This window comes from Actinoallomurus acanthiterrae (assembly GCF_054775715.1).
On the sequence record NZ_BAAHCO010000001.1, the window covers coordinates 933,608 to 955,581 of the forward strand.

Here is a 21,974-nt window from a genome sequence, read left to right on the forward strand (position 1 = left end):
GAGCCGGCGGCCGCTCGTCGGCCGCCGGCTCTGGAGCGGTGGGACGCGATCAGCCCAGGCTGTCGGCCTTGTTCTTCAGCGTCTGGATGTCGTGGTCGAAGTAGGCGCTGTACGACCGACCGCCGGGCGGCCCACCTTTCTGGTAGCCGCCGATCACGCCGATGACGTCACCGCGCTTTTTCTTCCCGTCGTAGTGCGTGAGCCAGGGACTGCCGCTCGTGCCGTTCCCGAAGCCGCTTCCCCGCAGGTTTCCGCTGTCGTGATAGGTGCAGTCGAAGTACATCTGGAACGTCTTGTACTTGTGTGTGTGCGTGTAGCAGTAGACGGGGCTGTCGTTGTAGGCCTCCGCCTTCACCGGATGTCCGGCGATCATTACCGGCACGTTGCTGTACGCCTGGTTGATGAGCAGCCTGTTGGCGCCGACGACGTTCTCGATCCACTTGCCTCGCGAGTTGGTCGGATTGCCGAGACCGCCCTTGTTGGTGGAGGCGAACCCGAAGTCGAGGTCGGGGTCCTCCTTCGACATCCAGCGGCTGTCCACGACGATGTGGCGGAAGGTGAACATGCCATACGGCCGCGAGCCGTTGTGGTACTTGGGGACGAACACGACGTACCGCGCCTGTCCGGTGCTCTTGTGGTAGAGGCAGTGCGCCGCCGTGAGGATCACGTTCCGCTTGGCGCTGTGCACCACGCTCGCCGTGCACGTGTGATCACCGTTGCCCGTCTTCTGGAAGATGGCGCCGATCACGGGGCTGCCTTCCCAAGAGCAGGTGACGTTCCAGTCGTCGCACTTGGCCTGGGCCGACACGGTCGGGGCCTGGGCCGTTCCGCCGGTCCGGTCCGCATCGAGCGCAGTGGCCGCGGCCATGCGCGCCGGGGTCCAGTACGCTGCCGCCGCCGCGGCCTCCTTCGCGGGCACGTCGAGGACCACGGCGTGCCCGCCACCGGCCTTCGTCTTGGCCTCTGCCTGTCCTCCGATGGCCAGGAGCGGCATCACGGCCAGCGCACTCCAGATGATGATTCTCTTCACGAAATACTTCCCCGCTCGCTCGAAATGATCAGCGAACAGATCCTTTGACAGCGGAAGGAATCGCACCAGAGACCGACGGATCAATAAGAGGCGGGCACGACTGGGCCCGCAGACCTACCGCGGCACCCGCCGACGCCTTACGCCATGGCTTCCCACGGCCGGTCGATGATCTCCGAGTCAGGTCAGCGGTTCGCCCGGGGCCAGGCGAGGAGCCGGTCAACGTGGTGCCGGGTGAGGCCGTGGCGAGGGTCGACGCGAACCAGCAGGATGCCCCGGTACGGCCATGCCTGACGCTTGATCCGTGCCGGGATGACGTCGTCGACCCAGGCGAACGGGCGTCCGTCGGCGTGCCGAAGGAGGGGCGCCCACTTGGCCATCTCGAAGAGTTCGAGGATGGGGAATCCCGGATCGTCCCGCCGCCGTCGGTATGCCGAGAATTCGACGACAGGCAGCTCCGGAAGACCGAGCAGTGGGGCGACGTACTCGTTGGCGCGGTGCTCCCACGTGCTCGCCCAGACCAGGTCGTAGCGGTCGGCGAGCTCTCTCAGCCAGGCCCCGTGCTCCTCGGAGAGGCGCACGGTGAGCACGCCGATCGTGTGCGCGGTGAAGCCGTCGCCGTTCGCGGGGTCCGTGGGGTTCAGCACCCCGTCGATGTCCACGTACAACAGCGGCTTGGCCGCCGGCGCTGCCAGGCCGCGGCACCCCGCCGATGCCCCACGCCACCCGCAAGTGATCCACCACCCCCGTACGGGTTTATCGCTTCTCCGGGCGTCGCGGCTCAGTGTGCCGCCCGGCACCGGCAGGAGGGCCGTGTGGTCAGTCGGCGAGCAGTTTCCGGTAGACGGTGGCCGACTTGACGTAGTCCTCGTCGCCGTAGGCGCCCTTCTCGGTCCACTGCCAGATCGTGTACGAGCTCCACGCCGAGGGGACCGGGACCTTGCCTGCGGTGGCCTTGTGATCGTTGACCCAGAGCCGGTCCGTGGCGGAGAACGCCTTCGCGTTGCCCGTGCAGTCGATCCACCAGTCCTTGAAGGTGTTGATGACCGCGCGACGGCCCGTACGGGCGTGGTACTCCTTCAGAAAGGCGCTGATCCAGGCGACCATCTTCGCGTGGCTCAGGCCGTAGCACTTGTCCTTGCCGTACGGGTTCTTCTCGATGTCGAGGACCCCGGGCAGGGTGTGCCCGTCGGCCTTGCCTCCGCCGCCGTGCGCGAGGAAGTAGTCGGCCTGCCGCTTGCCGCTCGCGGTGTTCGGCGTGGCGAAGTGGTACGCGCCGTGGGCCAGTCCGGCGTTGCGGGCGCCGGCGTACTGCGCCGCGAAGGTGGAGCTGACGTATCGCACTCCCTCCGTCGCCTTGACGTAGGCGAACCGGTTGCCCCGTGCCCTGACGGTCGACCAGTTGATCTTCTTCTGGTAGGCGCTGACGTCGATGCCGGGGATGAGGCCCTTCGGCCGGGAGTCCGGGCGTACGGTGCTGTCCTGGGGCTGGACGGCCGGACCGGCGGTGCTCTGGCTCGCGTCGGCCGCACGAGGCGACGTCGAGGAGCAGCCGGTCAGCGTGCCGCAGGCCAGGCTCGTGGCCGCGGCGACGGTCAGGGAGGCGAGAGCGGTCTTCCGCACGGATGAGGCTCCTTGGACAGTGATCTTGGCCCGGGGACCTTATCGCCCGCTTCGAGGTAGAACGTGATCTTTGCCGAGGCGTGACCTTTAGATGCGCTACGGACCAGGAGCACGAGACCGCACCGGGAACGCGAAAAGGGGCCCTCGAATCGAGGGCCCCTTCTCGTACCGCGTGTTACTTGATGACCTCGCGCTGGGCCGAGGCCGAGTGCTTGGTGGTGGCGGTGGCGGTCGGCGGGGTCGGGTCACCGAGCTGCGAGACGTGCACGGTGTCCTGCTTCGGCAGCGTGCCGTTCAGGAAGTAGGCGTCGAAGTAGGAGTCGACGCCGCCCGGACGCAGGTCGCCGCGGTGCACGATGCAGTGCGTACGGTCGCCGTCCTGCACGACCAGGTGCGAGCCCTTGAGGACCTTGTGCAGCTCCAGCGCGCCCGCGTACGGGGTGGCCGCGTCGGCGGTGGCCTGGAACATCAGGATGTTCTTCGGCAGGTCCTTGGTGTGGCCGACCTTGACCGGCGTGCCCGGCTTGGCGTTCCAGTACAGGCACGGCGCGTTGAACCAGACGTTGCCCCAGGTCTCGAACGGCGCGGTCCGGTTGACGCGCACGGCGTCGCGCTGCCACTTGTTCCAGTTCAGCGGCCACTGGGTGTCGGTGCACTGGACGGCGTTGTACACGGCGAACTCGTTGTCGTCGCTGCCGCCCGTGGTCTGGACGCCGAAGGTGCCGACGAACGTCTTGACGTCGTTCGTCTTGTAGGCGGCGAGCGCGTGGGCGTAGGAGTTCCACACGGCCTGGCTACGCCGGTACCCGGCGGTCTGGATGCCGTCGACGAGCTCGTCGGGGCCGACCGCGGAGACCGCGCCGCTGGAGTCCTTGAAGGTCACGGCCTTCTTGGCCAGCGAGGCCTCGAGCCCGTAGAAGAACTTGTGGACCTCCGCCTGGGTCTTCCCCAGGTGGTACACGTTGTCGTACTTGGCGATCCAGCCGAAGTAGTACTCGATGTTCTTGTCGAACGCGTAGTCCTGGTCGAGCTGGGCGTCGTACCAGACGCCCTTCGGGTTGACGTTGCCGTCGAGGACCATGCGGCCGACGCGCTTCGGGAAGACCGTCGCGTACACCTGACCGAGGTAGGTGCCGTACGAGGCGCCGTAGTAGTCGAGCTTCTTGTGCCCGAGCGCCTTACGGATCGTGTCCATGTCACGAACCGAGTCGATGGTCTTGATGTGGTCGAGCAGGTCCAGCTTGGAACCCTTGCCGAACTTCTGGAAGCACGCCTGCGCGTAGGCCTTCGACTTTTTCAGCCAGGCCGCGTCGTCGGCCTTGCCGCCGGTGCCGTACTCCGGCCGCGGGGCGTTGCTGTAGTTCTCGTCGCAGGTGAGCTTCGGCGTGCTGAACCCGATGCCGCGCGGGTCGAAGCCGATGACGTTGTACGCCTTCTGCATCGCGGCGGAGTTCTGGGCGTACACGCGGGGGCCGAACAGCGCGCCTTCGCCGCCCGGGCCGCCCGGGTTGACCAGGATGTCGCCTTTGGCGGCGCCCGAGCCCTGGTGCGGCGTACGGGTGACCTCAAGGGTGATCTTCTGGCCGTTCGGGTGGGCGTAGTCCAGCGGCGCCTGAAGCTCGGCGCACTGGATGATCTTGGAGACCTGGACCGGGCCCAGGCCGTCGTACGCCTTGGCTCCGGCGACGATGTCCGCCGAGCAGGCGTGCCAACTGAGGCTCGCCGGGCGGAACGCGTCGGACGTGTCCGTGGCCGCGGACGCGCTTGTGGCGCCGGCAAGGCCCAGTCCGGTCATACCGAGACCGGCCGTCGCGGCAACGACGACAAGCTTCTTCACGAGACCCCTTTCAGGCCGGACCCCGACAGGCCCGGCAGTGTCTGAACAAGGGGAGATTGTCGTTCCGGACAATCCGCGACATAAGGCCCGATGTAAGAAGTTTGCCAAAATGTGACGCATAACGGCAGATGTACACAGCGTACGCGGTCGGCGGCGTAAAGGAGTGGCGGATGCGGCCGGCGGGTGATCTGCGGGGTGGCGTGTCGCCAGGGGAGGTCGCGTCGGCCCGGGATGTCACGGCACGCCGCGTGTCATGGGCCGGGAGTTACGGGGCGGGTGTCGTGGCAGGGGTCACTTTTCGGCCGGCGCGTCGTGGCCGGAGCGGCGTTCTCGTCATCGCGGGGGATGGGCGGGTGGTGTCGGCGTGGGGGTCGCGTTTCCGGTTTCGTGTGCGCGCCCGCCGGGCAGTCGACTCAATTCGCTTGAAGGTCTTCCTCCCCGCATTTCGAGGAGGAAGACCGTGAAGTGCGGTGTATCGGGCAGCGGAATGGCGTCCGGTGCCCTGCGGTCACCAGGTGATCAGTGGGAGTCGCTCGGTGGCGATGAACAGCCACGTGACCACGACCACCAGGGTGACCAGGCGGAAGGTGTGGCCCCACGTACGCAGCGCGAGCCGCACCGTCCTCCCTACTTCCTGGGCGGTGGTTGACTTCATGGGTCCCCCCTAAAAGTAGAAAAGACGCCCATTCGGGCGTCCCATGACCAGCCTGAAAATGGTAGTGGCGGTGGTGTTCTGGGGTATTTCCGCTAATGCCTCCTGGCGACGGATCTGGTCTCTGTACTGTCGGTGATCTTGCCGGAACGTGTCAAGCCGCACACGGTAAAGAATCGTCCTGTTCGGGTAACCGTACAGAATTCCCTTTTCGGGACAGTCGCCGAAAAGCGGAATAGCGCATTTCCCGAGGGGGCCTTAGATCAGATCCCAGGGAACCGACTCGTACGCCTCGGTGAGCGTCTTGACGAGTCCGGGGTCGACCGGGAGCGTCAGGTCGTCGACCCGGCCGACCGGCGCGACTCCGCCGGAATTGCCGACGAACGCCATGTCGAACGAGGCCAGGTCGGCCACCCGGACCGTGCGCCGCCGCGAGGGGATGCCGCGCTCGGCCAGCGTCCGCTCCAGCAACTGCATCGTGATCCCCTCCAGCAGAGGGGCGTCCGGCCAGACGACCGACGCGCCGTCGAAGAATCCGATGTTGGCGATCGCCGTCTCGGAGATGACGCCGTCGGGCCCGGTCAGCAGCGCGTCGTCGAACCCCGCCCGCCCGGCCGCCATCCCGAAGTGGATCTGCCCGAACGCCCCGACGTGCTTGATGTGCGCGACCGGCCGCTGGTAGCCCACCGTCCGCAGGCCCTGCGGGGCGGCGGGCATGCCGCCCGGCGGGCGGACGATCACCATCATCGAGACGCCGCCCACGCCCCACGGCTGGAACACCGTGAGCCGGATGGTCGCGTCATGGATGTCGTCTCCGAGCGCGTGGCGGATGCGCTCGCGGACCAACTCCCCGTCCAGGCCGGAGCCGAACAGCTCGCGGTTGGCCGCGTCCAGCCGCGCGAGGTGGAGCTCCAGACCCCGGGTGCGCCGGCCGCGGACCTGCATGACGGTGAGGTGGCCGTAGTTCACCGCCGCGAGGTGCCACAGGCCGTCGGCGGTCGGCGGGGCGCCGTCGATCTCGAGGCGGAGAGGAGCCGGAGGTGCCATGATCACAACATAGCGAGCCCGGCGGCGTCCTCCTCGTCCAGCCCGATGCCGAAGACGCCGTCCAGGGCCTTGGCCACCTCGCCGGGCTCGAGCTGCCGCGTCTCCTCCGACTCCGATCCGGGCCCCCTGTTGGAACCTTCCAAACGACCCGGGAGTCGTACAGGCTTACCCCCGCAGGAACACGAACAGGACCTCCATGACGTTCCCCGTCCACGACCTTGTCGGTGAGACGCTGCTGCGCGCCCTCGCGGAGCGCGGTCTCCAGGCGACGCTGCCCGAGCCCACGACCCTCGAGGTCGTCCTGCCGGACGACCGCTGTTTCACGCAGGACATCACCGAGTGGCGCCGGGACGCCGACCGCGGCGGCCCGGGCGCGGTGCCGCAACTCGCCGCGGAGTTCGCCGACCAGGCCGCGACGGTGCTCGGCCGGTACGCCGCGCAGCCACCCACCGGAGGGATGCCGCCGGCCGCGAACCTCCGGCTGCGGATCTACACCGACGATGCCCTCGCCGACATGCGGGACGGCGTGGTGACGCGTCCGCTCGCGCCCGGCCTGCTGGAGACCGTCGTCGTCGACCACCCCGACATGATGGTGGTCCTGAGCCGCCACGACCTCGGTGACACGGACGAGAACCAGGTCTTCGCCGCGGCCCTGGCCAACTCCATCGGCACCGAAGCCCACTACGTGCAGACCGACGACGTGCAGGGCGTTCCGGTGACGCACATCGGCGGCACGCACCGGTACGTCGGCGCGCACGTCCACGTGCTCCGGCGCCACGTCGAGCAGGCCCCGTACGGAGTGCTGGTCTCCTTCCCCGTCCCCGAGTACGTGGTCATGCACGTGATCGGGGACACGCACCTCTTCAGCGCGATGGAGGTCATGCAGGCCCTCTCGCGCCACCAGTTCGAGGCGGGCGAGAAGGCGATCAGCCCGCAGGTCTACTGGTGGCGGCCCGGCTCGTACGAGCGGCTGTCCGAAGAAGAGGCCCTGGCCGGTGGCGAGGTGCCCGACCTGCGCCCGGTGGGCCTCGAGTTCGACCACGAGGAGAAGAGCGTCACCGCCCTGACCGCCGGCACCGGCGAACTCGTCGAACTGTGGATGCGCGACCAGGCCTGAGGGCGGGTTGACCGACGCGGCGGCGCGGGACGCTGAGAGAATCGCGTCCGATGTATGGACTCGTGTTCTCGCTGATCCTGCGCCGCCTTCCGGCGGAGACCGTCCACCGGATGAGCTTCGCGGGGCTGCGCCTGCTCGGCGTGGTCCCCGGGGCGCTGCCGTTGCTACGCCGTGCCCTCGGCCCCCGCGACCCGGCGCTTCGGGTCCGCGCGCTCGGCCTGGAGTTCCCCGGGCCGCTCGGGCTCGCCGCCGGGTTCGACAAGGAGGCCGAGGCGTACGAGGCGCTGGGCGCGTTCGGCTTCGGCTTCGTCGAGATCGGTACGGTCACGGCCCGCCCGCAGCCCGGCAACCCGAAGCCGCGGCTGTTCCGCCTCGTACGCGACCGGGCGATCGTCAACCGGATGGGCTTCAACAACCACGGCGCGCGGGCGGCCGCCGCCCGCCTCCGCCGCCACCGGAACGTCATCGTCGGCGTCAACATCGGAAAGACCAAGGTGGTCCCGGAGGCCGAGGCCGTCGCGGACTACGTCGAGAGCACTGAGGCGCTCGCGGCGCTCGCCGACTACCTCGTCGTCAACGTCAGCTCCCCGAACACCCCTGGCCTGCGCAACCTCCAGGCGGTGGAGCACCTACGGCCGCTGCTCACCGCCGTACGGGAGGCCGCCGACCGGGTGTCCGACCGCAGGGTGCCGCTGCTCGTGAAGATCGCCCCGGATCTCGCCGACGCCGACGTCGACGCGGTCGCCGACCTGGCGCTCGAACTGGGCCTCGACGGCATCATCGCGACCAACACCACGATCTCCCGCGATGGCCTGGCCACCGACCCGGCCGAGGTCGAGGCGGCGGGCGCGGGCGGCCTGTCCGGGGCACCGCTCAAGCGGCGCTCGCTGGAGGTGCTCGAACGGCTCCGGGACCGGGCGGGCGACCGCCTCGTGCTGATCTCCGTCGGCGGGATCGAGACCGCCGACGACGCCTGGCAGCGGCTCCGCGCCGGGGCCACGCTTGTCCAGGCGTACACGGGCCTGATCTACGGCGGCCCGCTGTGGCCCCGCGCGATCAACCGCGGCCTCGCCCGCCGCCTCCGCAGCGCGGACGCGGCCGGCCGCTGACTCACCGCCTAATAGTCGACCGCCGTACGCGCGTTGGTCAGGTCATCGGTCGCGATCACGACCTTCACCCCGCCGAAGGTGGTGTAGACGAGATCCACGTTAACGTTCGCGTCGGCGAGGCGCCTGGCCAGCTCCCCGAGCGCGCCGGGCCGGTCCTCGATGTCGACGACGAGGACCTCACGCTCGTCGGCGACCCCGATGGTGGCGGCTTCGAGAGCCTTGTGGCACCTGGCCGCGTCGTCGTCGTCGACGAGCACGTGAATGACGCCCTTACCTTCGCCGGTGAACGCGGCGAGACCGTGAATGTTCACGTCGGCCTCGCCGGTGATCTCTCCCAGCCGGGCCAGCTCGCCCGGCCGGTCCTCGAGGATGACCGTCAAATCTCTCGGCATGGCATCACATCTTTCCCACTTAACGCGGGAACATTCCCGTCGCCTGCCGCACGCGCGTTGGTCAGGTCATCGGTCGCGCAGCAGGCCTTCCTCGATGTGGGCGTGCAGGGTGGTGTAGGCGTCGGCATGCAAGTCGCTGATCGGCCTTCCGCCGAGGATTCTCGGGGTTCTTCTGACCCCGAGAATCCTCGGCGATCACGGCGGCCTCAGCGCGGGCGACGGTGCCAGAACGGCCTGCGTTCGGACCCGGCCGTTCCGTCCGTGCCCTCGGCTTGGCCCGCATCGCTTGTCTCGTCCGCGTAGGCCGCGAGCTCGCGGAGCGTGCGGTCCCACAGCTCCTTCAGGTCCCGGCCGCGGGGGCCCGCCGGGTCGTCGCAGGTCCGGAGAGCGGCGACGAGGTCGGTGAGCGCGCCTGGGACGAGTACCTCAAGGCGGCTGCCCAGGTCGGCGAGGATCTGGCGGCGTTCGAGCTCCGAGGCCGGCCGAGCCGCGCGCAGCCGCCGCAGCTCCTCGGCGACCTGAGCGCGGGCGTCCACGGCGGACGCCGTCGTGCTCTCCCGCATGGGCATGCGCGCTCGGGCCGGGGCGAAGCCCCGCGTCGGCCCGCTGGGCGCGGCGCCGGGGACCGGGCCGCCCGGCGGTGGCGGCGCGGCGGCCGGCATCGGCGCGCCGCCGTACACGCCTGGTGCCGCCGGCGCTCCGCCACCGGGGGCGGCGGGTCCGCCGTAGCCGGGTCCTCCGTACCCGCCCGGGGCGGCCGGTGGGGCTCCGTAGCCGCCCGGCGCGGGCGGGGCGCTGCGGGAGCTCGCCGCGAAGGGAGCGGACACCGGTGTCGCCGCCTCCCAGCCGGACGGCTGCTCGACGGGCTGGATCACCTTGTGCGCCGGCGCCCCGTCGGCCGCGACGCGGGTGTCGACGGCGACGAACGCGGTGAACCGGCACAGCACGCCATACCGCAGGGACGTGTCGACGATCCGCCCGATCGCTCGTTCCGGGTCGCCGTCGCCCGCGACATAGCGGTCCTCCAGCTCCCGCAGGTGGGCGCGGGCCCAGATGGCGGTGGCCGCCGGGTCGTCGGTCGTCACCGGCTCCAGGCGCTGCTCCCAGGGCGAACCGTCGGCGGCGACACCGCGCAGCGTGACGGGCCCGGGAGCGGCACACTGGCCGCGAACGACCAGGGGCACGCCGGGGAACATGTCCCCCGGCCGAGCCGGCGCAAGCGTGCCCGGGACCACTGAGGCCATGTTCAGGGACACACCGGTCACCGCGGGCGAGGCGATCCGCCGGTGGACATGATCCATGACCTCGTCCAGCCGGTCCTCCGACTCGACCAGCTCACACCGGCCGGCGCCCGCGACGGCCAGACGCCCCAGGAAGCCGGCGTTGACCGCCCGGTCGATGCCGATCGTGTGGACGCGGAGCCCGTTCAGGGACAGCCGTCCGAGGATCTGGTCCTCGTTGCCCACCTGGCCGTCGGTGACCAGGACGATGATCCGGTCGCGGCCGGCGCCACCGGTGACCTGGTCGCCGCCGGTGCCACTGGTGACCCGGTCGCGGTCGGTGTCGCCGGACAGCAGGGCCACCGCCTCTTCCAGCGGTCGCAGGATCTCTGTCCCGCCGCGTGCGTCGAGCCGGGCCAGGTGCTCGACGGCGCGGTACCGGTTGCGGTCCGTCGCGGCGGAGAGACCGCCGGGAAGCGCCCGCTCGATCTCGTGGTCGAAGGACAGCACGGCGAACCGGTCGCCGCCGCTCTCTCCACTGCGCAGCGTGTCGACGATGCGGGCGGCGGCGCGGCGCGCGGCCACCATCTTCCAGCCCATCATGCTGCCGGAGCGGTCGAGCAGGATGACGACGTCGCGGGGGCGCGGCGCGGCCGGACCGGGCGGCGGCAGCACGGTCACGGTGAACGTCTCACCGGACACCGCGCACGAGGCCCCCGCGTCGTACCGCAGCCGCAGGACGAAGTCCCGGTCGAGCCGCTCGCCCGGCTCCAGCCGGAAGGTGCGGCCGTCCGTCGTCACGGTGTGCAGGCTCGACCGTACGCTGTCGAGGGGCAGCCCGGCCGGGTCGACGTCGACCGCCAGGGTGAGCCGCACCGGGTTCGGGAAGCCGGGCAGCAGCACGGGCGGGCTGATGCGGGACGCGTCGGGCACGGCGTCGGTGTCGGGTCCCGTGCCCGCGCCGACGGACGGGCCGTCGAGGGGCGTGCCGGGGATGTAGCGCGGCGCGACGACGAGGGGGAACCGCAGCGTCGCCTCACCATCCTCGTACGGCAGGGGCTGGCTCAAGATGAGGCGTACGGTCACGCGCTCGCCGGGCAGGATGTTGCCGACGCTCATGGTGAACACGTCGGGCCGGTCCTCCTCTGCCAGCGCCGCCCGCTGCCCGGCCGCCAGCGCGGCCTCGTAGTCCTCCCGAGCCTGCCCGCGCTCCTTCAGCACGCCCTCGACGACGCGGTCGGCGGCCTCCATGCGCATTCCGGTGACGGCGGCGCGGTCGGGCAGCGGGAAGACGTACGTCGCCTCCAACGGGACGTCGAACGGGTTCTGGAACCCCTGCGTCATCGTGATGCGGGCGGACAGGCCGGTGACCGCCGCCTGGACGTCGACCGAGTCGAGGGGCAGGTTGCCGCGCTCGGTGCGCAGAGCGCCCAGCCCGGCCTCCGGAATGGACGCCACCTTGCCGGGCAGCGTTTCGATCTTCATAGGAGGCCCCTTTCGGAGAGGAGGTCGAGCAGGGGAGCAGCGGCGGCCACGATGGCCGTGGCATCGTCGACGGACGGGGACGAGTCGAGGAGCAGCGTCACACCGGGGGCCAGCCGGACACCCCGGACCAGGGCCCCCGACGCACCGGCGGCACCCCGTGCAGCGGCGACGGCGCCCCCGGTGTCCGACGCGTCGGCGGCGTCGGCGGCACCTCGTGCAGTCGCGAGGGCGCCGCGGGTGTCACTGGCTCCGGTTGCGCCGACCTTGTCGTCGGTCTCCGACGCGTCGGCGGCATCGGCAGCACCTCGTCCAGCGGCGACGGTGCGCTCGGCCCAGAACCGGCGGGCGGCGCGTCCCGGCGCGGGCCCGCCGCCGAGGCTCTCAGGCAGGCGTCCACCGGTGACCCCTTCCGGCCCGGCTCCGCCGGCTGCGGGCTCCGGCGCAGGCCCGCCGGTGCGGCTCTCCGGTCGGCTTCCACCGGGGACCCGTTCCGGCCCGGCTTTGCCGGTGGCGGGTTCCGGTGCGGCTTCATCAGGAGTCGGCGCACCGGGTGCCGACGGCCGTTCGCCGGGTGCCGGGGCCGGAGCGGCGGCCGTCTCGGCCGGGCTCGCTGTCGGGAGGTCGAGGGGGTCGAGCCGGGCGACCCGCTGGAGCGTGGCGTCCGTGGCGCCGGTGAGCTCGGCCTGGATGTCGGCGAGGGAGCGGCCTTCGGCCTGGCGGCGCTTGATGGCCACGAGTTGCAGCAGGTGGCGCGGACCGTACACGGCGATCCGGCCGCGTCGGCTCAGTGGTGGATCGACCAGGCCGATCGTCACGTACCACCGAATCGTGCGCTCGCCCGGCAGGTCCCGGACGCGGCCGCTTGGCGGTGCCGAACGTCCGTCGGACAGGACGGAGGCGGCCTTGGTCGTGAGCTCGGCGAGCGTCCATGGTCCGTCCATGTCTCAACGATGACACTGTAACTATTACACTGTCAATGTCGTACGGGTCGGCACTTCGTCAAGCCGTCTGAACAGGCCGTTCAAGTGCCTTGATCGGCCGCGATCTCGACAGCACTCTTTCCGATGAGGAGGAGTGCCGTGTCCGGACGTGCGTCCATGGCCGGCGCGTCGGCGCAGGCCAGGTACCGGTCCCTGCGGGCGGAACAGCGACAGGAGCGGGCCGTCGCCCGGCTCGTGATCTCCGGTGTCGCCGGGTCCATGGCCGCCGGGCTGTTCGGCTGGCTGCCCGGGGCGGCGGTCGGCCTGGCGCTGCTGTTCGGGCAGACCTTCTACTTCCGCGTCCGGCCCGGCAGGGTGACGAACTGGCGGCGCGGCGCCGCGGCGGAGCGACGGACGGGACGGCGCCTGTCCCGGCTCGATCCGGCGTACTACCACGTGCTGCACGACCGGGCGCTCCCCGGCGGCCTCCGGGGCAACCTCGATCATCTGGTCGTCGGCCACACGGGCGTGTACGCGATCTCCTCGCGGCGATGGCCGCCGCTGACCCGCCTGCGGCGTGACGACGGCCGCCTGTGGGCCGGGCGCCGCCCCCTGGCCCGCCTGACCGTCCGGGCCTGCCGGGTCGCGAACGCGGTCGCGGACCGCATCGCCGCCGAGACGGGCCAGGACGTCGAGGTGTCCCCGATGATCGCCGTGCACGGCGGCCGGCTGTCGCGCGCCGGGATCCTGTTCGACGGCGTGCTGCTGCACCGGGCCGAGCGCGTGAACCGGCTCATCGAACGGCAACCGGTGCTCTACACCACCGCCGAGGTCGCGGCGATCGCCGCCGCGGCGGAACGCGTCCTTCCGCCGATGATCGACATATGACGAAAAACCAGCACGCTTCGTGACTGATTAGTACGCTCAGCGCGACAGTTGAAGATTTTTCGCAGCCGGGGTGATCGTATGGAAGGTCGCATCGTGGTCTTCGGCGCGACCGGCTACACCGGCATGCGGACCGCGCGCGCCCTGGCCGACCAAGGCGCCAGGCCGGTCCTCGCCGGGCGGAACGCCGAGGCCCTCGCCGCGCTGGCCGACGAACTGGGCGGGCTGGAGACGGCGTACGCGGACGCCGCCGAGCCGCGGACCGTCCGCGCCCTCGTCGAGCGGGACGACGTGCTCGTGACCACGGTCGGTCCCTTCCTCCGGTACGGGCACGCGGCCCTCGAGGCGGCCGTCGACGCGGGAGCGCACTACCTGGACACGGCGGGGGAGTCGCTGTTCGTCCGGGAGGTCTTCGAGGGGTACGGCGTGAAGGCGAGCTCCGCCCTGCTCCCCTCCTTCGGCTACGACTACGTGCCCGGCAACCTGGCCGGGGCCCTCGCCCTCGACCGCGTCGGTGAGGACGCCGTACGGGTCGACGTCGGCTACTTCGTCGGCGGCGGTTCCCTCGTACGCGGGCTGTCCGGCGGGACCCTCGACTCGACCCCCGGCCTGCTCGCCACCCGGATGTACACCTACCAGGACGGCGTCGTGGACGAACGGCGGTCGCGGGTGCGGAACTTCGAGATGGCCGGCCGGTCGCGGATGGGCGTGTCCATCGGGGCGTCGGAGCACTTCACGCTGCCGGCGTCCCATCCCGGGCTGCGCGAGGTCAACGTCTACCTCGGCTGGTTCGGCGCGGCGACGCACGTCGCCGCCCGGCTGCCGCGCGGCCGCGCCACGGCGGCCGTGATCCGCGTGTGCGGGGGCGGCCTGGCGCGTCTGGCCCGCCGCCGGGCCGGCAAGGGCACGCTGACGTCACGGATCGTCGCGGCCGCCTACGACGCGGACGGCGCTCTGCTGACCGAGATCCACCTGTCCGGCGGCGATCCGTACGATTTCACGGCCGGGATCCTCGCCTGGGGCGCCCGCCAGGCCGCCTGTGGAATGACGGAAACAGGGGCGCTTGGGCCGGTTGCGGCTTTTGGTCTGTCCGAGCTGGAGGCGGGCTGCGCCACGGCCGGAATAGCACGCGTCACCGGCTGAGGTCTTGAGGGTGCGCTCGTCCGGACGACCTGCGCGAAGGTGGCGTCCGACCCCCTTCCCGGCCAATAGCGGTAAACGGTGAAAAAGGGTCATTTTCCGCCTATCGAAGCCTCTAATGGAGATCATTTATTCGCGGTCACTAATTATCTACGCAAGGCTCGCGGGAAATAGTTGAATGCGAAGCGGAAAAGGCTTTACCTTCGCGCCATGGAAGACCGCCTACTGGTCGGTGGCCTGCGGTCGGGTGATCCCGGCGCGATCGGCGCGGTGTACGACGCGTACGCCGACCGCCTCTACGACTACTGCTGGTTCCAGCTGCGCAACCGCGAGGCGGCACGGCTCGCGCTCCGCGACGCGCTGCTCGGCGCGCAGGCGCACATCGGCGAGCTGCGAGCGCCCGAGCGGTTCGGGCCCTGGCTGTACGCCCTGGCGCGGATCGAGTGCCGTCACAGACGGCCTCCGGGCGCGCTCCACCCCGACATCGCCATCGCCCGCCATGACCAGGACGACGTCGACCTGCGCGTGATCGCGTGGCAGGCTCTCACCGCCCTGCCGGCGCTCAGCCAGGAGCTCCTCGACCTCCGGCACCGCCACACCCTGAAACCGGGCGACATCGCCGGTGTCGTCGGGCTCCCCGCCCGGGAGGTCACCGACCTTCTCGGCCAGGCGAGTGCCCTGCTGGAGGCGGCCGTCATCGCGGAGATCCTCGCCCACGAGGATCCCTTCGAGTGCGACGGCCGGGCCGCGATCCTGCGCCAGCGGCGCGGCGAGCTCGGCGACGACCTGCGCGAGGCCCTGGTCTGCCACGGGATGGAGTGCGATGTCTGCGCCGCCCACCTCCCGCGTACGATCTCGACCGCCAAGGTCTGCGCCCTGCTGCCGCACACCGCGCCACCCGACGCGCTGCGGCAGGAGGTCACCGGCTGCTTCACCGACCCGCGGCTGGCCGGCTACCTGCTGTTCGCCGCGGCCCGGCTGCGCGCGTTCGGAGCCCGTGGCTTCCCCCAGCAGCCGGGGGCCGGGAGCCTGCGCGGGTCCGCCCGCGATCCGCGCTGGCCGCGCGGGCTGATCGCGGTGACGGGCGCGGTGTTCACCACGGTCGCCGCCGTGACGGTGAGCCAGTGGCTCGGGCAGGACACCCACCACACCCACGCGGTCGGCGGCGGAGTGCCCGCGCCTCACGCCCGCGTGCCCAGCCCCGGCCCCGTCGAGCCGCCGGCGGTCGGGCGGCCGGTGTCGGCGACGTTCCCGCTCGGCCCCCGGGCCACGGCCGGGCCGGCCAGCCCGCTGGGCGGCGGCCGGCCGAAGGCTCTCGCGCGGCCCCCGGCGACGGACGGCTCGACGTCACGCCCGGCCGGCTCACCCTCGGGCCCGGCGGCAGCGGCACCATCACCCTCCGCGCGGTCGGCGGCCCGGTCCGGTGGCAGGCCACGATGGCGGGAGCGATCGTCATGAGCCCCACGGGCGGAGCGCTCGCTCCCGGCGAGACGGCCACGATCTCCGTTCGGGCCCCAGACAACGGCCCCGGCGAAGCGATGATCGTCATCTGGCCGTCGGGGGCACGCGTGGCGGTCACCTGGAGCGGCCCGCCGTCCCGCCCCTCGGAGCCCTCTCCACCGCCCACCACCACGCCGCCGACGTCCCCGCCGCCGTCCACTCCGCCACCCACCACCCAGCCGCCGCCCACCACGCAGCCGCCGCCGTCCGGAGAGCCGCCGGCGCCCCCCTCCGGTGCCAGACCGACATCCCATCCCACCCCGCCCGACCAACGTCCGGCCCCTGAGCGACATCCGGTCCCGGAGCAATCTGCCGTCTCCGGAGAACGCCCGGTCCCCGAGCAGTCTCCCGTCTCCGGGCGACGTCCGGTCCCTGCGCAATCTCCGGTCTCTGAGCAGCGTCCGGCCCCAGAGCGACCCTCAGTCCCCGAGCGCCGATCCGAGCCGGCACCGCATTCGGGTCCTCCCACCGACGTGGCACCCGCCGATCGACCGCGAGCAGAGGCCACGTGAACGCGCCCCGGCCGCGGGAAGCCCCCGCCATCGGGCGTGGAGAGGACGTCAAGTCGGCCTACACCGTGCGGGTCGGCGACGTACGCGGCGATCTCATCGCCCCGTTTGCGGTCTCTCCCCACCTCGTCGACGTCGTGGAGCGGATCCAGCGGGCCCCGTGGCCGCAGTGGCTGGAGCCAGGCGTCCGGATGCGCCGCGAGGTGGCCGAGCTCTGCCGGCTGCAGGCCGCGCGCGGTCTGACGGTGCTGGCCTGGCTCGCGGAGGGCGACGCCCCGGCCGACATCGACTGGCTGCTGCAGACCCAGCGGCTGACCGGGCGCCGGCAGGAACGGATGTACGACGCCGCCGAGCGGCTCGCCGACCCGGTGCGCGAGCTCGTCGTCGCGAACTGGACCTGGGCGATGTCCAACCCGCACGGCGGCCGGGTGACCGCGCCGTTCTTCGCCAGCCGCGCCTACCCCGACGACGGGTACGCCGCGGCGCACGCCACCGTGACCCTGCTTCAACTCTGGGACCGCGTGCCCGAGGTACGCCAGGCGCTCGCCGTGGCATGGGCCGCGACGCGCACTCCCGCCGACTGGTGCAAGGCGGCGGAGCTGCGGGCCGGCCACGGCGCCGAGGTCCCGATCTTCACCTATCCCCGGGGCCCGGTACCCCCGAAGTCGGCCGTACGGCCGTGGATCAGCCGCCTTCTGAGGTGCGTCTGACCCTTCCCGAGACCGGCGGGATGGCGTGCTCCTGAGGTTCGGTTGGCTGTGACTGGTGTTTCTCTTGTGACGCCTGGGGCTACCTGAGTGACAGATCACTCGTGATGGCCGGCCCGAAGGGGGCACCTTGTCAGCTGCGATCCGGCGTGGGCGTCGGCTCGGCGCCATGGGGTTCACGACGCTCGCGATCGCCGGCCTGTCGGCCGGCCCGGTCGGCGCCCGGCCGTACGCCGGTCCGCGGTCCGGCATGGCCGGTGCCAGGCTCGGCACGGACACCGGTCCGAGCGCGCGCGACGTCGCGCGAAGCCACGAACAGGTCCGGGACGAGGCCACGCGCGTGGGGCGGATCGGCGCCGCCCTCGCCCAGGCCGACGGCCGGCTCGACGACCTCGCCGCCGAGGCGGAACTGGCCGTCGAACGCTACAACGGCGAACGCGCCAGGCTCGCCGAGGCCGAGGCGGCGTACGAGGCGGCGGCGCAGCGGACCGCGGACGCGCGCCGCCGGTTCGCCGATGTCCGGGGCGCCGTGGCGGCCCTGGCGGCGAGCGCCTATCAGAGCGGCGGCGGCCTGCTGTCCGGTGCCGCCGTGCTGGGCGGGCCGGGGGGCCCCGCCGGCTTCCTGGAGCGGGCGACGACGATGCAGGTGCTCGCCGGCCGCCGGCGTGCCCTCCTGCAACGGGAGGCCGCCGCCAAGACCGTCGCGGACGTCTTCGAACGGCAGGCGCGGGACGCCCTCGCGGCCCGGCAGGGGGCGACCCAGGGGGCCGCCGAGGCCCAGCAGGCGGCGGTCGCGGCGGTGGCGCGGCAGCAGGAGGCCGTGAAACGGATCCAGCAGCAGAAGGCCGCTCTCGTCGCCGAGCTCAACGCGGCCCGGTCACACGCCGCCGCGCTCGAACAGGCCCGCGCCGCCGCGCTGGAGCGGGCCCGTACCCAGCGGACCGTCTCCACTCACCAGGTGGTCCCGACCGGCGCCCGGCTCGGCGCCGGTGCCAAGACGCTCGTCCGCGGCCTCGCGCGGGGCTCGGACCTGGGCTCCGTCGCCGCGTCCGCCGCGTTGAAATGGCTCGGCACGCCGTACTCGTGGGGTGGTGGCAACGAGGGCGGGCCGACCCGGGGCATCGCGCAGGGGGCGGGGACTGTGGGGTTCGACTGCTCCGGCCTGGTGACGTACGCCTGGGCGCGGGCGGGGGTCCGGCTCATCCACTACGCCACCTCGCAGTACAACGCCGGACCGCACCCGTCGAAGAGCGAGTTGCGCCCGGGCGACCTGGTCTTCTTCGCGCATGACCCCGCCGACCCGGGCACGATCCATCACGTCGGGATCTACATCGGCAACGGCCAGATGGTGGAGGCGCCGTTCACCGGGGCACGGGTACGGATCTCTCCGGCGTTCCGCGCGGATTACGCCGGAGCCACCCGTCCCGCTGCCGTTCAGTGACCGTGCTGGGCCGCCCGCTTGAGCGAACGCTCGATCTCGGCCTCGGCCTCCGTACGGCCGGTCCAGCTCGCGCCCTCGACGGACTTGCCGGGCTCGAGGTCCTTGTAGACCTCGAAGAAGTGCTGAATCTCCAGGCGATCGAACTCGGGCACGTGGTGGATGTCCCGCAGGTGTTCCGAGCGCGGGTCCGTGGCGGGCACGCACAGCACCTTGTCGTCGCCGCCGGCCTCGTCGGTCATCCGGAACATCCCGATCGTGCGGCACCGGATCAGGCAGCCGGGGAATGTCGGCTCCTGCAGCAGGACCAGCGCGTCGAGAGGGTCGCCGTCCTCGCCCAGCGTGTTGTCGATGAACCCGTAATCGGCGGGATACTGAGTGGAGGTGAACAACATCCGGTCTAGCCGGATTCGGCCGGTCTCGTGGTCCATCTCGTACTTGTTGCGCTGACCCTTAGGAATCTCGATAGTTACGTCGAATTCCACAATGTCCTCCGCTCCCCGGGGCGGGCCGAGGTTGTTCTGGTTGGATGTTGGCTCGTACAAGCATGTCGCACGTCATGAGTGCACGGCGATCGGGGAGGGGCGTCACGTGCCGAGGCCTGAGCGCGTCGTGGCCATGCTCACACTGGCGCTCCTGAACGTTTTCCTCGTCGCCGCAGCGCTCGCAGTGGTCAAGCTCACACCAGACCGTTCCCTGGCGGTACGCCCGCCAACCGTCGCGGACCGGGCGCTCGTGACCGCGGCGGCACCGGCGCTGGGCCCCACGGCCGCGACCGCGCCGCTGCCGGCGGCGGGCGACCTCACGTCGCGACTGGACGGGCTGATGCGCGCGGCCGGGATGGGATCGAACCTGACCGGCACCGTGATCGACGTGGCCACCGGCCGCGCGCTGTACGCGAGCAATGCCGACAAGCCCGCCGTTCCCGCCTCGACCACCAAGCTGACCACCTCGACGGCGGTCCTCGCGGCGGTCGGGCCCGACCACCGGATCACCACCAAGGCCGTGAAGGGCGGCGGCGGCGTCATCCTCGTCGGCGGCGGCGACCCCACCCTGACCCGTACGGCGGCCAAGAACGCCTATCCCCGGCCGGCCTCGCTCGCCGACCTGGCCAAGCAGACCGCCGCCGCGCTGAAGACGGCCGGCACCCGGCGCGTCCGGGTGGACTACGACCTGTCGCTCTTCCCGGGCTCGCAGATGGGGCCCGGCTGGAAGTCCAACTACGTCTCCGAAGGCGACGTCTCCCCGGTGTCCGCGCTCGAGGTGGACGAGGGCCGGGTCGCCCCCTCGGCGCACCAGCGCGTCGCGAACGCGCCCCGCATCGCCGTCGACGCGTTCGTGAAGCTGTTGAAGAAGCAGGGGGTCTCCGCGACGGTCGGCACGTCCACCACCGCTCCCCAGGGCGCCCAGCAGCTCGGCGCCGTGCAGTCGCCGCCGATCTCGGCGCTGGTGGAGGAGCTGCTGACCCGCAGCGACAACGACATCGCCGAGGCGATGGCCCGGCAGGTGGCCCTCGCCCGCCACCGGCCGGCGTCGTTCGCCGGGGGAGCGACGGCCGTACACGAGGCGCTGGGGCGGCTGGGCCTCGGCACAGGAGCGGACACCGTCGACGGCAGCGGCCTGTCCGCCCACAACCGGATCACCCCGAACGCCCTGGCCAGGATCCTGGTGGCCGCCGCCTCGCCCGCCCACCCGGAGCTGGCCTCGGTGATGTCCGGGATGCCGATCGGCGGCTTCTCCGGCACCCTCGCGAACCGCTACCGCAGCGGCCCGTCCGCCACCGGAATGGGACTCGTGCGCGGCAAGACCGGCACACTCGACGGCGTCAACACCCTCGCCGGAGTGGCCTACGACGCCGACGGGCGGCTCCTCTCGTTCGCCTTCATGGCCAACAACGTCACGAACGTGACCGCCGCGCTGGCCGCGCTCGACCGCTTGGCGGGCAGCCTCACGACATGCGGCTGCCACTGACCTCCGCGATCGTTCCGGCAGGCGGCCGGCCGACCCCGGCGCGGCTTTCCGGGCGTCGACCGTCCCCGACCTCCGCGAACGCTCCGGGAGTCGTCGGTGCCCCTTCACGCGTTGGGCGGATAGTGGGTATGCCCCGGGAAAGAGCGGGGACGTACGGTAGAGGTGCCCGGCCGGAGAGGTTTGTGATGCCAGCATCCATGATCGACTGGAACGTCGCCGTACAGACGGGGACCCGTCTCGTCCGCTCGGGACCCCAGGTGACCCCCACCGAAGCCCGCCAGGTCGTCGTCGAGCTCAGAGAGCTGTCGAAGATCGCGCAGGGCCATGTGCGGGAGTTCACCGGGATGGACGGCGGGCTCGACCCGTCACCGGCCAAGGTCGTCGACCGGCCGGGGTGGATCAAGGCGAACGTCGACGGCTTCCGCGTCGTCCTCGAACCCCTGATGGAACAGCTTCAGGAGCGCCGGGGCGGCGGGATGCTCGGCGGTTTGGGCGGAGCCGCCGGCGGCGCGGTCGTCCAGGCGGTGGGCTCGCGGGTGACCGGCGCCCAGGTGGGGGCGATCCTCGCGTACATGGCCAGCCGGGTGCTCGGCCAGTACGAGCTGTTCCTGCCGCCGGACCCGACCGGCCGCGCGCCGACGGGGCGGCTGACGCTCGTCGCGCCCAACATCGTCAGCGCCGAGCAGGAGCTCGACGTCGACGCCCATGACTTCCGGCTGTGGGTGTGCCTGCACGAGGAGACGCACCGGGCGCAGTTCGCCTCGGTGTCGTGGCTGCGCGCCTACGTCCAGGACCAGATGACGGCGTTCCTGCTGGCCGCCGACCTCGACCCGGGCGCGTTGCTCGAGCGGCTGCGTGACGTGGGCGAGGCGGTCGCGGACGCGGTGCGCGGCGGCGAGGGCAACCTCATCGACGCCATCCAGACACCGGAGCAACGCGAGATCCTCGACCGCCTGACCGCCGTGATGACCCTCGCTGAGGGGCACGGCGACTACGTGATGGACGCCGTCGGCCCCGAGGTGGTGCCCAGCGTCGCGGAGATCCGCGCCAGGTTCCAGCACCGCCGCGAGGGCGGGTCCGGGGTGGATCGGACCATCCGGCGGCTGCTCGGCCTGGACCTGAAGATGAAGCAGTACGCCGAGGGCTCCCGGTTCGTCAGGCAGGTCATCGACCAGGTCGGCATGGACAGCTTCAACCGCGTCTGGACCTCGCCGAACACCCTGCCGACCCACCTGGAGATCCAGGACCCCGCGCTGTGGGTCGGCCGGGTCATCGGCAAGCCGGAGCTGCCGCCCGTCGGCGAGTGACCGGCGGACAGGCCTGAACCCGACCGGGGCGGCACCGCATCCGCGCGATCGCCGGCGGCGGTGCCGTGCCCGGACGCGTCGCCGCTCA

General features: G+C 71.6%; 20 protein-coding genes. 9 read left to right on the forward strand and 11 right to left on the reverse strand.

What is annotated here, in order from left to right; translation table 11 throughout:
- Positions 1-49: 49 nt before the first annotated feature.
- The 7 genes from ACYVF7_RS04560 to ACYVF7_RS04590 all read right to left on the reverse strand — a co-directional run bounded on the left by ACYVF7_RS04560 (position 50) and on the right by ACYVF7_RS04590 (position 6,329).
- On the reverse strand, positions 50-1,030 hold the full coding sequence (locus ACYVF7_RS04560) for a trypsin-like serine peptidase (protein ID WP_460335301.1): 981 nt from the start codon (positions 1,028-1,030) through the stop codon (positions 50-52).
- A 182-nt stretch (positions 1,031-1,212) separates the two neighbouring features.
- Positions 1,213-1,689 carry an HAD domain-containing protein gene (locus ACYVF7_RS04565; RefSeq protein WP_460335304.1) on the reverse strand — a complete coding sequence of 159 codons (477 nt, stop codon included), beginning with the start codon at positions 1,687-1,689 and terminating at the stop codon, positions 1,213-1,215.
- Between the two features lie 157 nt (positions 1,690-1,846).
- Positions 1,847-2,650, reverse strand: a complete 804-nt coding sequence (locus ACYVF7_RS04570) for a GH25 family lysozyme (protein ID WP_460335307.1) — start codon at positions 2,648-2,650, stop codon at positions 1,847-1,849.
- Between the two features lie 175 nt (positions 2,651-2,825).
- Complete coding sequence (locus ACYVF7_RS04575; protein WP_460335309.1) at positions 2,826-4,487, reverse strand: alpha/beta hydrolase; 1,662 nt, start codon at positions 4,485-4,487, stop codon at positions 2,826-2,828.
- Positions 4,488-4,995: 508 nt separating this feature from the next.
- Complete coding sequence (locus tag ACYVF7_RS04580; protein ID WP_345428885.1) at positions 4,996-5,142, reverse strand: hypothetical protein; 147 nt, start codon at positions 5,140-5,142, stop codon at positions 4,996-4,998.
- A gap of 255 nt (positions 5,143-5,397) precedes the next feature.
- On the reverse strand, positions 5,398-6,186 hold the full coding sequence (locus tag ACYVF7_RS04585) for an aminotransferase class IV family protein (protein ID WP_460335312.1): 789 nt from the start codon (positions 6,184-6,186) through the stop codon (positions 5,398-5,400).
- A gap of 2 nt (positions 6,187-6,188) precedes the next feature.
- Positions 6,189-6,329 (reverse strand): hypothetical protein, encoded by a 141-nt coding sequence (locus tag ACYVF7_RS04590; RefSeq protein ID WP_460335315.1) that lies wholly within the window; start codon positions 6,327-6,329, stop codon positions 6,189-6,191.
- A 53-nt stretch (positions 6,330-6,382) separates the two neighbouring features.
- On the opposite strand from ACYVF7_RS04590, the gene ACYVF7_RS04595 reads away from it, so the two are divergent.
- Both ACYVF7_RS04595 and ACYVF7_RS04600 read left to right on the forward strand, forming a co-directional pair.
- A complete protein-coding gene (locus ACYVF7_RS04595) occupies positions 6,383-7,303 on the forward strand; it encodes a hypothetical protein (protein WP_460335318.1) in 921 nt (306 codons plus the stop codon).
- Between the two features lie 50 nt (positions 7,304-7,353).
- Positions 7,354-8,412, forward strand: coding sequence for a quinone-dependent dihydroorotate dehydrogenase (locus ACYVF7_RS04600; RefSeq protein WP_460335321.1), 1,059 nt, complete (start codon positions 7,354-7,356; stop codon positions 8,410-8,412).
- Positions 8,413-8,420: 8 nt separating this feature from the next.
- Here the strand turns inward: ACYVF7_RS04600 and ACYVF7_RS04605 are convergent, their stop codons facing one another.
- The 3 genes from ACYVF7_RS04605 to ACYVF7_RS04615 all read right to left on the reverse strand — a co-directional run bounded on the left by ACYVF7_RS04605 (position 8,421) and on the right by ACYVF7_RS04615 (position 12,450).
- Complete coding sequence (locus ACYVF7_RS04605; RefSeq protein WP_460335324.1) at positions 8,421-8,804, reverse strand: ACT domain-containing protein; 384 nt, start codon at positions 8,802-8,804, stop codon at positions 8,421-8,423.
- A 206-nt stretch (positions 8,805-9,010) separates the two neighbouring features.
- Positions 9,011-11,509: a VIT domain-containing protein gene (locus ACYVF7_RS04610; RefSeq protein WP_460335327.1), complete on the reverse strand. Its 2,499-nt coding sequence runs from the start codon at positions 11,507-11,509 to the stop codon at positions 9,011-9,013.
- Entirely contained in the window at positions 11,506-12,450 is a 945-nt protein-coding gene (locus ACYVF7_RS04615) for a helix-turn-helix domain-containing protein (protein WP_460335330.1), read from the reverse strand. Before ACYVF7_RS04615 ends, ACYVF7_RS04610 begins: the two co-directional genes overlap by 4 nt.
- Before the next feature lie 138 nt (positions 12,451-12,588).
- Between ACYVF7_RS04615 and ACYVF7_RS04620 the strand changes: the two genes are divergently transcribed.
- From ACYVF7_RS04620 to ACYVF7_RS04640, 5 genes are all read left to right on the forward strand, one after another.
- Positions 12,589-13,317 (forward strand): nuclease-related domain-containing protein, encoded by a 729-nt coding sequence (locus ACYVF7_RS04620; protein WP_460335333.1) that lies wholly within the window; start codon positions 12,589-12,591, stop codon positions 13,315-13,317.
- 78 nt (positions 13,318-13,395) lie between these two features.
- Entirely contained in the window at positions 13,396-14,457 is a 1,062-nt protein-coding gene (locus ACYVF7_RS04625) for a saccharopine dehydrogenase NADP-binding domain-containing protein (RefSeq protein ID WP_460335336.1), read from the forward strand.
- 207 nt (positions 14,458-14,664) lie between these two features.
- Positions 14,665-15,912, forward strand: a complete 1,248-nt coding sequence (locus ACYVF7_RS04630) for an RNA polymerase sigma factor (protein ID WP_460335339.1) — start codon at positions 14,665-14,667, stop codon at positions 15,910-15,912.
- Between the two features lie 550 nt (positions 15,913-16,462).
- The gene (locus tag ACYVF7_RS04635) at positions 16,463-17,173 is read left to right on the forward strand and encodes a hypothetical protein (protein ID WP_460335342.1); all 711 of its coding nucleotides are present in this window, start codon (positions 16,463-16,465) and stop codon (positions 17,171-17,173) included.
- Between the two features lie 127 nt (positions 17,174-17,300).
- Positions 17,301-18,611 carry a coiled-coil domain-containing protein gene (locus tag ACYVF7_RS04640; RefSeq protein WP_460335345.1) on the forward strand — a complete coding sequence of 437 codons (1,311 nt, stop codon included), beginning with the start codon at positions 17,301-17,303 and terminating at the stop codon, positions 18,609-18,611.
- Here the strand turns inward: ACYVF7_RS04640 and ACYVF7_RS04645 are convergent.
- The gene (locus ACYVF7_RS04645) at positions 18,605-19,093 is read right to left on the reverse strand and encodes an inorganic diphosphatase (protein ID WP_460335348.1); all 489 of its coding nucleotides are present in this window, start codon (positions 19,091-19,093) and stop codon (positions 18,605-18,607) included. The two genes, ACYVF7_RS04640 and ACYVF7_RS04645, sit on opposite strands and share 7 nt — an antisense overlap.
- A gap of 106 nt (positions 19,094-19,199) precedes the next feature.
- Here ACYVF7_RS04645 and dacB point away from each other — a divergent pair, with 106 nt between their 5' ends.
- Both dacB and ACYVF7_RS04655 read left to right on the forward strand, forming a co-directional pair.
- Positions 19,200-20,579, forward strand: coding sequence for a D-alanyl-D-alanine carboxypeptidase/D-alanyl-D-alanine endopeptidase (gene dacB, locus ACYVF7_RS04650; protein ID WP_460335351.1), 1,380 nt, complete (start codon positions 19,200-19,202; stop codon positions 20,577-20,579).
- A 197-nt stretch (positions 20,580-20,776) separates the two neighbouring features.
- Positions 20,777-21,886: a zinc-dependent metalloprotease gene (locus tag ACYVF7_RS04655; RefSeq protein WP_460357789.1), complete on the forward strand. Its 1,110-nt coding sequence runs from the start codon at positions 20,777-20,779 to the stop codon at positions 21,884-21,886.
- The last annotated feature ends 88 nt before the right edge of the window (positions 21,887-21,974 follow it).

Bases quoted from the DNA above. Each gene is read 5' to 3' on its own strand.
- ACYVF7_RS04580 (WP_345428885.1), bottom strand. From the start codon at position 5,142: ATGAAGTCAACCACCGCCCAGGAAGTAGGGAGGACGGTGCGGCTCGCG.
- ACYVF7_RS04585 (WP_460335312.1), bottom strand. From the start codon at position 6,186: ATGGCACCTCCGGCTCCTCTCCGCCTCGAGATCGACGGCGCCCCGCCG.
- ACYVF7_RS04595 (WP_460335318.1), top strand. From the start codon at position 6,383: ATGACGTTCCCCGTCCACGACCTTGTCGGTGAGACGCTGCTGCGCGCC.
- ACYVF7_RS04600 (WP_460335321.1), top strand. From the start codon at position 7,354: ATGTATGGACTCGTGTTCTCGCTGATCCTGCGCCGCCTTCCGGCGGAG.
- ACYVF7_RS04605 (WP_460335324.1), bottom strand. From the start codon at position 8,804: ATGCCGAGAGATTTGACGGTCATCCTCGAGGACCGGCCGGGCGAGCTG.
- ACYVF7_RS04610 (WP_460335327.1), bottom strand. From the start codon at position 11,509: ATGAAGATCGAAACGCTGCCCGGCAAGGTGGCGTCCATTCCGGAGGCC.
- ACYVF7_RS04615 (WP_460335330.1), bottom strand. From the start codon at position 12,450: ATGGACGGACCATGGACGCTCGCCGAGCTCACGACCAAGGCCGCCTCC.
- ACYVF7_RS04625 (WP_460335336.1), top strand. From the start codon at position 13,396: ATGGAAGGTCGCATCGTGGTCTTCGGCGCGACCGGCTACACCGGCATG.
- ACYVF7_RS04630 (WP_460335339.1), top strand. From the start codon at position 14,665: ATGGAAGACCGCCTACTGGTCGGTGGCCTGCGGTCGGGTGATCCCGGC.
- ACYVF7_RS04655 (WP_460357789.1), top strand. From the start codon at position 20,777: ATGATCGACTGGAACGTCGCCGTACAGACGGGGACCCGTCTCGTCCGC.